10 protein-coding genes are annotated in these 13,073 nt (G+C 45.0%); 8 read left to right on the forward strand and 2 right to left on the reverse strand.

Annotation, left to right across the window (positions count from 1 at the left end; genetic code table 11):
- Nucleotides 1–277: 277 nt before the first annotated feature.
- On the forward strand, nucleotides 278–691 hold the full coding sequence (gene arfB, locus ACTQ9T_RS03470) for an alternative ribosome rescue aminoacyl-tRNA hydrolase ArfB (RefSeq protein ID WP_133105368.1): 414 nt from the start codon (nucleotides 278–280) through the stop codon (nucleotides 689–691).
- Nucleotides 692–822: 131 nt separating this feature from the next.
- Here arfB and ACTQ9T_RS03475 read toward each other — a convergent pair whose 3' ends face one another.
- Nucleotides 823–2,022 (reverse strand): sugar transporter, encoded by a 1,200-nt coding sequence (locus ACTQ9T_RS03475; RefSeq protein WP_011513210.1) that lies wholly within the window; start codon nucleotides 2,020–2,022, stop codon nucleotides 823–825.
- A gap of 454 nt (nucleotides 2,023–2,476) precedes the next feature.
- Here ACTQ9T_RS03475 and ACTQ9T_RS03480 point away from each other — a divergent pair, with 454 nt between their 5' ends.
- The 7 genes from ACTQ9T_RS03480 (at nucleotide 2,477) to ACTQ9T_RS03510 (ending at nucleotide 12,207) form a co-directional block, all read left to right on the forward strand.
- Nucleotides 2,477–3,451 (forward strand): LysR substrate-binding domain-containing protein, encoded by a 975-nt coding sequence (locus ACTQ9T_RS03480; RefSeq protein WP_201593578.1) that lies wholly within the window; start codon nucleotides 2,477–2,479, stop codon nucleotides 3,449–3,451.
- Nucleotides 3,452–3,661: 210 nt separating this feature from the next.
- Complete coding sequence (locus tag ACTQ9T_RS03485; protein ID WP_440464078.1) at nucleotides 3,662–4,927, forward strand: 2-aminoadipate transaminase; 1,266 nt, start codon at nucleotides 3,662–3,664, stop codon at nucleotides 4,925–4,927.
- Between the two features lie 341 nt (nucleotides 4,928–5,268).
- Nucleotides 5,269–6,633, forward strand: a complete 1,365-nt coding sequence (gene hglS / locus ACTQ9T_RS03490; RefSeq protein WP_440464455.1) for a 2-oxoadipate dioxygenase/decarboxylase HglS — start codon at nucleotides 5,269–5,271, stop codon at nucleotides 6,631–6,633.
- 142 nt (nucleotides 6,634–6,775) lie between these two features.
- The gene (gene amaB / locus ACTQ9T_RS03495; RefSeq protein WP_440464079.1) at nucleotides 6,776–8,266 is read left to right on the forward strand and encodes an L-piperidine-6-carboxylate dehydrogenase; all 1,491 of its coding nucleotides are present in this window, start codon (nucleotides 6,776–6,778) and stop codon (nucleotides 8,264–8,266) included.
- A gap of 205 nt (nucleotides 8,267–8,471) precedes the next feature.
- Complete coding sequence (gene nhaC, locus ACTQ9T_RS03500; RefSeq protein WP_189581218.1) at nucleotides 8,472–9,935, forward strand: Na+/H+ antiporter NhaC; 1,464 nt, start codon at nucleotides 8,472–8,474, stop codon at nucleotides 9,933–9,935.
- A 17-nt stretch (nucleotides 9,936–9,952) separates the two neighbouring features.
- Nucleotides 9,953–11,239, forward strand: a complete 1,287-nt coding sequence (gene amaA, locus ACTQ9T_RS03505) for an L-pipecolate oxidase (protein WP_440464080.1) — start codon at nucleotides 9,953–9,955, stop codon at nucleotides 11,237–11,239.
- A gap of 320 nt (nucleotides 11,240–11,559) precedes the next feature.
- The gene (locus ACTQ9T_RS03510; RefSeq protein ID WP_440464081.1) at nucleotides 11,560–12,207 is read left to right on the forward strand and encodes a hypothetical protein; all 648 of its coding nucleotides are present in this window, start codon (nucleotides 11,560–11,562) and stop codon (nucleotides 12,205–12,207) included.
- A 111-nt stretch (nucleotides 12,208–12,318) separates the two neighbouring features.
- Here ACTQ9T_RS03510 and ACTQ9T_RS03515 read toward each other — a convergent pair whose 3' ends face one another.
- Nucleotides 12,319–12,957 carry a TetR/AcrR family transcriptional regulator gene (locus ACTQ9T_RS03515; protein ID WP_440464082.1) on the reverse strand — a complete coding sequence of 213 codons (639 nt, stop codon included), beginning with the start codon at nucleotides 12,955–12,957 and terminating at the stop codon, nucleotides 12,319–12,321.
- Nucleotides 12,958–13,073: the final 116 nt, after the last annotated feature.

Genomic DNA, 13,073 nt, shown 5'->3' on the forward strand with positions numbered 1-13,073 from the left:
AATGTCTTGGCTTAAGCAGTATTTTGGCAATCTAAAACCATCCTAGCATGTCAATATCGAATCCTTAGATAGGCTTACGCTTTACAGACAGATGACAGACATAGCAATGCCAAACAATAACATTTATGAGGTTTCATCTCTGAATTTCAGCTTGTAAGTCTTGAAAAACTGCTTTTAAGACATGCGGATTTTTGGAGTGGGTGAGCTGGCAAGTGGCGAGGTAGCTGATAATGGTTTATCATTAATCATAACTATCAATTATTTATAAAAGCATCCTATGATTTTTATCAGCAACACCATTAGTCTAAATGACAGTGACGTAGAGATTAGCGCCATACGTGCGCAAGGCGCAGGCGGGCAAAACGTCAATAAAGTATCTTCTGCGATTCATTTGCGTTTTGATATCCATGCTTCAAGCTTAAGCGATGTCATTAAGCAGCGTTTGCTTGATAGTAAAGATAGCCGAATTACCAAAGAAGGCGTGCTCATTATTAAGGCGCAGCAATTTCGTACCCAAGAACGTAATAAAATTGATGCGTTTGAGCGCTTACAAAGCTTTATCACCAAAGCTACTTACGTCAATAAAACACGCAGGCCGACCAAACCAAGCAGAAACGCTAAGCGTAAACGTGTCGATCAAAAAACTCAGCGCGGTAAAACAAAAGTATTACGCGGCAAGGTGGATTTTTAATTAGGCAGCTTGCTTAATGTTTTTAAATAAAAAAATGCCAGCCCATCTAAGTGGCTGGCATTTTCTTGTTCTTGCTTAATGTCAGCAGTGCGTGATGTATCGATATTACTTTTCACTGACTATAATTCTCATTAACCAAGTCTTCTGCTTAACTCAGGAAAGCGCTTTATCATAAATAGCATCAGTAGCAATGCCATAACCGCGATAGCCGCCCCAACATAGCCCACGCTCGATAGTGAAATATGCGTCACTGCATAGCCTCCGAACAGTGCGCCCGTCCCAATGCCTAAATTGATAATCCCTGAAAACATCGACATCAGCATATCCTGCGCGTTGACATCGACCATGATGACCTTGGCTTGCATGGAGATAATCAGCAGCATGAGCGCCGCGCCCCAGAGTAGGGCAATCAGGCTGAGCGCCCATATTGAGGTTACCGCAAACAACAGCATGAGCATAGATAGTAATATCAGTATCGTCGATATCAGCATTAATCTGGTATTGAATTTATCACCCCAACGACTGAATATTACACTACCTGCAATCCCTGCGACACCGAACAATAACAGCACAACCGTTGCGGCGTTTTCACTGATTGAGCCGACTTGGCGCATAAAAGGCTCAATATACGAGTAAGCCGTATAGTGCGCGGTAAAGACCAGTAAAATTAGTAGATATAGGCAGACCAATAAGGGGTTTTTGAGCAATTCTGGAATCTTTCTAAAAGAGCCTTCAAACATACTAGGCAGCGTGGGCAACAGTCTCATTTGCAGAATGAATACGATAAGGGCAAGCCCGCCAATACCACCAAAAGTCGCGCGCCAGCCAAACCATTGACCGACCACGCGTCCTAAAGGCACACCCAACACCATCGCTAATGACGTACCGGTCGCAAGCACACTAAGCGCCAGCGCCTTTTTGCCTTCTGGTGCCACACGTATCGCAATCGCTGCGGTGATTGACCAAAATATCGCATGCGTGAGCGCAATGCCAACTCGGCTGATGAGCAGCACTTCAAAGCTCCACGCAAATACTGACAATACATGACTGGCAATAAACACCGCAAATAACGCCAACAGCAAACGCTTGCGCTCAAAGCGACTGGTCAGCAGCATCAATGGCAATGACATGGCCGCGACAATCCACGCATACAGCGTCAACATCCAGCCCGTCTCTGCCGTGGTGATAGAGAAATCTTGGGCGATGTCGCTTAATAGGGCAACAGGAACGAATTCGGTGGTATTCATAATAAAGGCGCTGACGCCCATTAGGAATACTTGAAAATACTGAGTCCGGCGAGCATTTGCGCTCACCTCAATGTTAGGTTTCATAAGATCCAATACAAGTAAAAAGGCGCTAATAGTGAAAGTTAGCTTAAAGTGATTTATTCGCTTAAAAATAAGGGTAGAAATACATCGCAATGATGAAAAGAAGGCAGGCAAGATAGCAAGTCAGTCGCCGTAGTTAAAGTAATTATTTGATAATGAGCGTCGGTATTCACAAAATGAATAGGATATGACATTAGTTTTTGACATTAGCCTCTAGGAAGCCGACACTGACTGCCGACAACATACCAGCAGTGAAATAATGCTTTTATCAATAGAAGCATGCTCAAGTAGACTGATACAATAATCAAGGCGAATCAGCGCTTAAATAATGATGGCTACCTATTTTCTCATGCTATTTGAGCGTGCACGAATAGGTAGTCATCTCTGTATGAATTATCCCTGTTTTTACATTTTAATAGGGCGTGTCCTCATACCAAAAATAAAAGAAAAACAAACTATGAAAACCGAAACCAATAAGCCGCTTGCTTTTAGAAAGTATCCATCGACGACTGCTCTACAGTGTTTCGAAACGGCTGCACGGCATCTGAGCTTTACCAATGCCGCGCAAGAGATGCATATGACACAAAGCGCCATCAGTAAGCAGGTCGCTCAGCTAGAGGAGATGTTAAAAATCTCACTCTTCTATCGTACACCGCACCGCATTTCATTGACACCAGCTGGCAAGACTTATTACCTTGAGGTGTTGGAAATCCTCAAACATATCGAGGTGGCAACCACCAGTTTGATGTCGCATAGTGACAATGTAGAAGTGCTTAAGATTGCCTCACACCCAACCTTTTGTTCTCGCTGGCTGTTACCTGCGCTCAGTGGCTTTAGCCAAGCCCATCCATTGATTAATTTAGATATAAAAGAGCAAGTTGGGCCATTTTTTACTGAAGACCAAAACGTCGATATTGCCTTTTTATATGGCGATGGCATTTGGGGCGGGATGGAGGCGATTAAGCTGTTTGACGAGTATTGTGTGGCGGTATGCCAACCTGAATACTTGCATGATAAAAATCCTTGTACGAGCAATGTAGATAACTGTACGTTGCTACAGTTGAGCTCGCGCCCAAGTGCTTGGTATGAGTATTTCAAGCAGCAAGGCATTAGTATCGATGGAACGTTTATCGGCCCACGGTTTGATACTTTTCATGCGTGTATTGCCGCTGCATTGCTCGGCTATGGTATCGCACTTGTACCACTGCGTTTGGTCGCCCCTGAACTACAATCAGGAACGCTGGTGACGGCATGGCGCTATGCGGCAAAAGGACGGGGGTCTTATTATATAACTTATCCTTTGTCTTTGGGCAGATCGCATAAGGTGAAAGTTATTTTAGAATGGGTGTCAGCGTATCTTGAAACCTCAAATCAACACGAGCTGATGCTAGGGCATGTCCTCAATTCAATCGATATAGTGGACTTACTTTAAAACAGATACAGTGCGACTGGGATGAATTTTTCGTAGCCTTTGTGATAGCAGCAAGCAATGGTTAAATAATTTTAATTTTTGACACGCCTCAAGATTGTCTTTTGGTTGGCAATGACAAAAAGGAATGCCAGCACAACTATTATTCGTTTGCTGAATCGGTACGGTTTTGCTGAAATGAGCATCACACTCAAGGAAGATGAGAGATGCTCAATGGATACGCACTATAACGTTACAGACGCTTTTACGATGGTGCATCCTGTGACCCTCACCAAAGGCAAAAATGCCAAAGTTTGGGACAGTTATGACCGCAGCTACATCGACTTCGTCGGCGGTATAGGGGTCTTAAATTTTGGTCATTGTCATCCTCATATCGTCTCTGCGATTATCAATCAAGCCCAATCACTTATTCATTACGCCTACAATGCGGCTGCCCATCAGCCGTATCAAACCTTTATGCCACGGCTTTGTGAGCTGATTCCAATCAGTGGCGAGCTATCAGGTATGTTGACTAACTGCGGCGCAGAAGCCACCGAAAATGCCATAAAAATTGCCCGCCTAAAGACAGGTCGTGTGGGTGTCATTGCTTTTGATGGTGGCTTTCATGGGCGCACGCTGGCTGCGGTCAATCTAAATGGTAAAGTCGCGCCTTATAAGCGGGGGCTTGGGCCTTTGGCAGGTGGCGTTTACCACATTCCTTTTCCCAGTCCAGATAATGAAGTGAGCGATCAGCAGGCTATCGATGCGCTTGAACGTCTATTTGCTGTAGAAACAGATGTCGATAATATCGGTGCCATCATTGTAGAACCAGTACAAGGCGAGGGTGGCTTTCAATTAATGTCGCCCACGTTTGCTCAGTATCTGCGCCAGTTTTGTGATGAGCACGGCATTTTGCTCATTATGGATGAGATTCAATCGGGCTACGGTCGTACGGGCACACCATTTGCCTTTACACATTTAGGGATTGAGCCTGACATGATATTGCTAGGCAAAAGCATCGCAGGTGGGTTGCCTTTAGGCGCAGTGATCGGCAAATCCAGCATAATGAATGGCTTGCCTAAAGGTAGTCTAGGCGGCACTTATTCGGGTAATCCGGTCGCGTGTGCCGCCGCCAATGCGACGTTGGATATTATGCAAGACGATGCGGTGTGGGAGTCTGCCAAACATTATGCCCACACCATTGAGCAGACGGTGAACCAATGGCAGCAAGAGGGTGTATCACCTTGGCTGTTTGGCCTCACTGGTATCGGTGCGATGCGCGGTATCGAGCTGCGACATCCTGAACATGATGTCGATCCAAGCGTGATGACGTATGTATTAACGCAAGCGCGCGAGCGTGGTCTGCTATTGATGCCTAGCGGTAAATATCGCCATATTATTCGCCTGCTACCGCCACTAACAATCGAGCCTGAAACCCTGCAAGCCGGTCTTAATGTTTTAAAAGAAGTGTTAAGTACGATTCCTGATAATAGGCTCTGATGAAATGGCAACGACATAATTTAATGGCAACGACATAGTTTTTTGTCGGAGACGCTTAGGGCGTGTCATCAATTAGCACATGAATACATTTAGTGGTCTTAAAATGGCTAAATTTAGCCAAACATCGTCAGAAATCTTGTCAATATGTTCATATTTACGGCAATTTCTTCCTTGTTTGGCTGCAATTTTCCTCATTTTAAGTCTCACAATCTAAATGATGACACGCCCTAGTTAATAAGTTAAGAGTAATAAAAATTTATAAGTTTTTAAGATTTTAACAAGGATATCTATTTGTGAATTATACATTTATCAGCAGCGACGCTATTCGTCACGAGTTCTCTATGGCGATGTCAGCCATGTACCAAACCGAGGTTCCACTATATGGTGACTTGCTAAATTTAGTTGCTGAGGTGAATGCCGAGGTGCTAACCAAACATCCTGATATTAAGGAGCAGTTGGAGCATACCGGAGAGATTGATAGACTCAGTATGGAGCGCCACGGGGCAATTAGATTGGGCACAGCGCACGAGCTTAGTATGATGCGCAGGCTCTTTGCTGTCATGGGTATGCACCCTGTTGGCTATTATGATTTAGCACCCGCTGGCGTGCCCGTGCACTCTACGGCTTTTCGAGCGATTGACGCGCAAGCCTTAAATCAAAGTCCATTTCGAGTCTTCACTTCTTTATTGCGTCTAGACCTAATTGATGATGACGCACTAAAACAAGAAGCATCAAACGCATTAGCCAACCGCAATATCTTTACCGATACGGTCATCAGCCTGATTGAGCGCTTTGAAAAGCAGGGCGGTTTGACCTCAGAGGAAGGTGAGCAGTTTATCAAAGAAGCTTTAGAGACCTTTCGCTGGCATGACAAAACACCAGTCTCAAAAAAGCTATATCAGCGTTTATTAGCGCAGCATGGTCTCATTGCAGATGTCGTCGGCTTTAAAGGCCCACATATCAATCATTTAACCCCTAGAACACTAGATATAGATACCGTACAGCAAGGCATGCAGGCAAAAGGTATACCACCAAAAGCGATTATCGAAGGACCACCAAAACGGGAATGTCCGATTTTATTAAGACAAACGAGCTTTAAGGCATTAGAGGAAGCGGTTAGTTTTAAAAACTCAGAGGGCGAGTACGAGCAAGGATGCCATACTGCACGGTTTGGTGAGATTGAGCAGCGCGGTGTGGCATTAACGCCAAAAGGTAGAGCGCTATATGACAAGCTACTTAGTCAAGTACGCCATCAATTAGGAGCTACTCCAAATGAGGGTAATGCGGCTCAATACAATCGAATTTTAGCCGAGGTATTTACCGCTTTCCCTGATGATTACCAGACGATGCATGACAAGGAGCTTGCTTATTTTTATTATCAACCAGTCGATAGTGGCACAGGTATCAACAATGATATAGCCAACCTAGAAACGGTTAATTCAAGACAAGCAGTAAATGCTCTGATTAACCAAGGCGCTATCCGAATTGAGCCTATCGTCTATGAAGATTTTTTGCCAGTCAGTGCGGCTGGTATTTTTCAGTCCAATCTTCAGCAGGACAAGCAAAGCAATTATGATGGCAATTCAAACCAACAGGAGTTCGAGCAAGCCCTTGGTACCAACGTCCATTACGAGCTTGTTTTGTATGAAGATATACAAAATAGAAGCTTGGAAAAATGCCTAATTTCTTTAGGAAACGGTAGGTAAAAGACAAGAACAGTCATCTTATTTGTTCGCCATTCCAAAATGGAATGAGGGTAAGAAAATTATTATTTTGCAAGTTAAAGTATTGCAAGGTAGCTTAAAGGTCGACCAGAGAGATTATAAATTACTATACAAAGGATTGAATATGATTAAGCAATACATGTCAGCCATGGGTGTCAAAGAAGAACAATATCAACATGGCGATTTTGAAGTCAATACGCCTATCGATGGGACGGTTATCGGCAAGATAACTTTAGATAGCGTTGATGAGGTCAATAAGAAAATCCAAAACGCCCAAACAGCATTTAAGGAATGGCGTGTCGTTCCTGCCCCTAAGCGCGGCGAATTGATTCGTCTGCTGGGCGAAGTGCTGCGTGAGCATAAAGAAGACTTGGGCATGCTCGTATCATTCGAAGCTGGGAAAATCAAACAAGAAGGCCTAGGTGAAGTGCAAGAAATGATCGATATTTGCGACTTCGCTGTCGGCGTTTCACGTCAGCTATATGGCTTGACGATTGCCTCAGAGCGCCCAGGTCATCACATGCGTGAGACGTGGCATCCGCTTGGTGTCATCGGTGTCATCTCCGCTTTTAACTTCCCTGTAGCGGTATGGTCTTGGAATACAGCGCTTGCCATTGTTTGTGGTAACCCTGTCATCTGGAAGCCATCAGAAAAAGCCCCTTTGGTTGCTTTGGCGTGTCAAGCCATGTTCGAAAAAGCCTTGGCAAAGTTCGGTGATGCACCAGATCATTTGTCTCAAGTGATATTGGGTAAGACGGATATCGGTAATGCCTTGGTCGAAAACAAAGACATTGCCTTGGTCAGTGCGACTGGCAGTACACGCATGGGCAGAACTGTCGGGCCTAAAGTCGCTGAGCGTTTTGGTAAATGCTTGCTTGAGCTTGGTGGCAACAACGCGATGATTTTGGCACCGACTGCCGATTTAGACCTTGCGCTACGCGGCATTATATTCTCAGCGGTTGGTACAGCGGGTCAGCGTTGCACCACATTACGCCGTCTCTTCGTCCACGAATCTGTCAAAGACGATATCTTGCCACGCATCAAATCAGCTTATGGAACCGTCAGCATTGGTCATCCTCTCGAAGGCAATTTGGTCGGCCCACTGATTGATGAAGACAGCTTTAATAACATGCAAGCGACCTTGAATAAGGCTCGTGAAGCGGGTGGGATAGTGACAGGCGGGGAACGCGTACTAGCAGATAAATATCCTGATGCCTATTATGTCACGCCTGCCATTGTCGAGTTTGATGAGCAAAATGACGTTGCTCGAAGTGAGACGTTTGCGCCTATTTTATATGTCATGACCTATAAAGACTTTGATGAGGCAATCGAGATGCAAAACGATGTGCCACAAGGATTATCGTCATGTATCTTTACCAATGACTTGCGTGAAGCGGAGACTTTCCTCAGCGATCGCGGTAGTGATTGCGGCATCGCTAACGTCAATATCGGCACTAGTGGCGCTGAAATCGGCGGTGCATTTGGTGGCGAAAAAGAAACCGGCGGTGGACGTGAGTCAGGGTCAGACGCATGGAAAGCCTATATGCGTCGCCAAACCAACACCATCAACTATTCAACAGAGCTACCACTTGCCCAAGGCATTAGTTTTGGTTGATATGAAGATGTATGAACACTCAGGGTGATTGATTGTTCATATATAAATGGTTAAGCACAAATGACTCATCATAAGTGGTCAAAAATAAGGTGTTCAGCGTGAATTGCCAAGCATATTTTATATATGTTTGGCACACCAAAAACTATAAGCAATCAAGGATTGGTTGTAATGACTATTGACGACTACTAAGGAAGGTAGAATTATCATGATCGATGACAAACCGCATGACCCTGCTGATGATGGCTACGGTCCGTCTTCTAGCTTCTTACTTGATATTGCCCCTCTCGTATTGACTGCCATGATTCTTATGGTGCAGTTTTTCATATTCAAAGACTTTACCCCGCACATTCCATTAGCCTGTGGCATTTTAATCACTGGCTTATTTATGAAGATGCGTGGTCGTGACTGGCAGGGTATGGAGGAGCGGTTTTTAAAAGTTATTAAAATCGGCTTACCGGCGATGATTATTCTGATGGGCGTCGGTATGCTCATTGGTTCATGGATTATTGCAGGGACGGTGCCGACCATTCTTTACTATGGATTCAGTATTTTTTCTCCTTCCTCCTTTTTATTTTCAGTTTGTATTATTTGCGCCATTATTTCTGTTGCCACTGGTACCTCATGGGGTACAGTCGGTACGGTAGGGCTGGCGATGATGGGTATCGGTATGGGGCTTGGCATTCCAGCGCATTTTACAGGCGGTGCTATTGTCTCGGGTGCTTTTTTCGGGGACAAAATGTCACCATTGTCAGATACCACTAACCTGACACCTGCGGCAGCGGGCGTGGAGCTTTGGGACCATATCAAAGGTATGCTACCGACCACTGTCCCAGCCATGATTACCGCCTTAGCGCTCTATGCATGGATTGGCATGGGTTATGGCGATGACAGTATTGATTTATCTTCTATCCAAGCCTTACAAACCAATTTGGCTGACAATTACAATTTAAGTGTCATCACTTTATTACCTGCGCTTGTGGTCGTGATTGCCGCTGTGATGAAAATGCCAGCGATACCAACCGTTTTGGGCGGTGTTGTCGTGGCATCAGTTATTGCGTTTTTTATGCAAGGCGTTGGGGTCAGTGATATTTTTAACGTTTTACAAAACGGCTTTGTCAGTGAAACGGGCTTTGAAGTGGTTGATAAATTGCTATCAAAAGGCGGCGTCATGTCAATGACATGGGTCATTACCTTGACCATCTTTGCACTCGCTTTTGTCGGCTCGCTTGAACACTACGGCACCTTAAAAGCCATCATGGCAAAAATAGATAAGGCAGTAAAATCGCGTATCGGCTTGATTTTGACGACTTATGCCAGCGTCCTTGGTGTCGGTACTTTAATCGGTGACGTTTATACGACCTTGGTGCTGCCAGGGCGTTTATTAAAAGACAAATATAAAGAAATGGGCTATAAGCGCACGACACTCACGCGCTCTATTGAAGACAGTGGCACGCTATTATCACCGCTGATTCCTTGGAACATGGGCGGTAGCTTTGTTGCTGCGACCCTTGGTATAGCGACATTGACTTATGCGCCTTTTGCTTTTGCCTGCTGGTTGTCGCCTTTGTTTGGCTTGCTATGGGCGTTCCTTGATAAGTTTATACCGCGTGAAGAGCCTTCGGTAGAAAAGCTCGACACGGCTACCTCAACGTCAATTAGTGACGTGTGACACGAAGGGAGTGTGAGATGTTACAAGAGCAATGTTTATGGAACATGACTGCCCCCAATATTGAGTCCTATAGTCAGATGAGTAGCGACACTCAAGCGACCATTTGTATCATTGGTGGCGGTTATACAGGGCTATCGTCTGCGATTCATTTAGCCGAAAAAGGCGTCAAGGTTATCTTACTTGAGAGCCAAACGATTGGTAGTGGCGGTTCAGGGAAAAGCGTTGGGCTGGTCAATGCAGGGACGTGGGCACGCCCTGATGACTTAAATATTGCGCTAGGTGAAGCTGCTGGCGAGCGGCTCACAGAAGCGCTTGGACAAGCACCAAGCTTAGTATTTGACCTAATCAAACGTTATAATATCGACGCGCAAGCCACCCAAGCCGGTAACATCCATATGGCGCATAACGCCAAAGGTGAAGTCGATGTCGATGTCAGATACGAGCAGTTGAGCCGTCGCGGTGCGAATGTTGAGGTGTTAACTGGCAGCAAATGCCATGAATATTGCGGCACCAAAAGTATCAATAAAGCACTACTAGATCATCGTGCGGGTACTATCAACCCGCTGGCTTATGTCAGAGGACTCGCAAAAGTCGCGACCAGTCTTGGCGTAATCATCTACGAGCATTCCGCTGTCGAGGCGCTGGAGAAAGTAGACGGTCATTGGTACACAAGAACTCCCAAAGCTCGGGTCAAGTCTGAGCGCGTCATCATTGCGACCAATGCCTACACTGAAGGCGAATGGACAGAAATTACTAAGACTTTTTATCTCGTCGCTTATTATCAGATCGCTTCTGAGCCGCTCAGTGGAGCAGTAGCAGATCGTATTTTACCGTACAAAACAGGGGCATGGGATACGCGCTTGGCATTATCGAGCTTTCGCCGTGACAAGGACGATCGCTTGTTATTGGGAACGGTGGGTGGCAGGCAACTTAAACCAAAATCCTTCTATCAGTCATGGGCGAACGCTGTGCGAAAGAGCTATTATCCTGATTTGCCAGCATTTAACTGGCAATATGAATGGTGCGGCAATTTTGGCTTTACGCAAGATCATATCTTCCGTGTTTTGGAACCTGACGAAGGATTATTGACAGCGACTGCCTACAATGGACGTGGCATTACCACTGGTACGCTCATGGGCAAATGCTTTGCGGATTATATCTTGACTGGAGACAGAGCCAGTATTCCATTGCCATTTAAAACCTTGGAAGAGTCAAAGATAGCATTGGGTGCGATGAAATCTGGATTTACTGAAGTAGGGCTGACGCTCTATCATGCAGGGCAATGTCTAAAAATCATTAGATAGTTTTTTGGCTACAGTAGGAAGATATAGGGTGAGTATTGACAACAGTAAGGGTGTAAGAAAAGAGGAACAATATCTGTATTTATCTTTCAGCAGCTGATGTGCTATCATCGCTAGCTGATCTATCGTGGGTTTAACAGCTTTGTATCGTCGTCCGTTATTATAATTAATGGTGGCATACGAACCTTGCAACTTCCAGCACGATATAAAACAATTCTGGTAAAGCGCATGAGCCTGTACTCCGACATCCTCATTTGTGCCTAATTTTATTTGCCTATATGGGCTCGTTTTATACTTTTTCGTCGGAGTTACAGGAGTCTAAGGTGTCCAATTTTACAAGCCACGCTACCAATCAATCCAAATATACCCGTCGTTATCACCCGCGCCACCCTCTCGCGCAATATGCAGTCAATCAAATAGACACGCTTGAGCTGCGTTCGCAAGCTATCATCAAAGCCATGGGGTATCCTCTCAAACACACGATACCTGCCTGTGATCGCTTACGTCATGTATTGTCGAATAAGTATCTGGGGCTTGATGGTAGTTACATGGATAAATACTTTACTGCCGATGAATTCTTAGCAAAGTTGTTTAACATACTTGAGATACCGTACCAGCCATTTGTAGAAGATATCGCTCAGATTAAGCATGACTTAGCGCATTGTCCCAATTCTTTACCCGAATACAGCTTACGAGCCGATGTGAATTTTACGTTTACTGCGGGCGCAAATTGGATGTCTCGTGATGGTGCTTCTCGGTTGGCTCAAGTGCAGCTACCAGAGGGATTTGCCAAACTGAGCGAGCGCGAGCGTGCGTCGATAGTGAAAAAAGGTATCCGTGAGCACTATCAGTATTATGAAGGCAATCTACCTTATGACGGCATCATCCAAGGCTACCGTTTGACGGTTGAGCACAATAATGAAGTGGTTAACAGAATAGCGTATGGATTGCCAAAATCGAGTAGTGTTTGAGAGTCTCGATGACACCATAGGTCTAAAAATCGGCGCAAATAAGCTTTTAAACAGAGCAAAGCCTCACTTGATAGTGAGGCTTTTTCGTTTTTGTAAATTATCTAAGCTTATTTATGCTTCAGGCTTAGATATGGCTCGCCATAAAATGACGAACAGTGCATCAAATTCTTTATTTATCGGGGCATTTGTCTGCCGCATGATGTGCATCAAACCCAAACGGCTGATAAAACCCATAAACACATCGAACAGAATATATAGCGGCACGGTGTTGTTCAATACACCACGTTTCTGACCGTCTTCTAGTACCTCCAAAAATGCCCCAATCAGCTCCTTATTCTCATAGATAGCAATGTGACGAATGCGTGATACCGATACCGATGACAGCACCATAACCGCATCAGGATGCGAGTCTACGAAGTCAAAACATACCCATAGCGTCTTACGCAGGCGATCTTGCACGCTGTCAATGCCTTGCAAATGATCCATGATGCGTGCCGCCAGTCTGCCGAGTACGATATCCATCACCGTGTTGAATAGCGTTTGTTTGTCCCCGAAGTATTTATAGAGGGTTTGCAATGAGACGTTGGCAGACTTCGCAATTTGCACCATCGTCACTTCGTTAGCATCAAAACCTGCAAACACTTTACGAACCGCTTTTTCAATTTTTTCTAAAGTCGCAGGGCGCATATCTGATAAAGGTGCCAGTGCTCGGCTCTCAGTCATGTTAGGCATCTGATTCGTGGATTGCATGCTTTATCATTCCTTTAGGATAGGGGGTTTTAGACAGTTCGATAGCCACTTATTTGGTCGTTTGATACGCTAAAATTTTATTAGGTAATATGAATTACCATTGCTTGTTGGTAGGT

Origin of the sequence: Psychrobacter sp. ASPA161_6 (assembly GCF_051970285.1) — a bacterium.
In the GTDB taxonomy this organism is placed as follows: domain Bacteria; phylum Pseudomonadota; class Gammaproteobacteria; order Pseudomonadales; family Moraxellaceae; genus Psychrobacter; species Psychrobacter glaciei.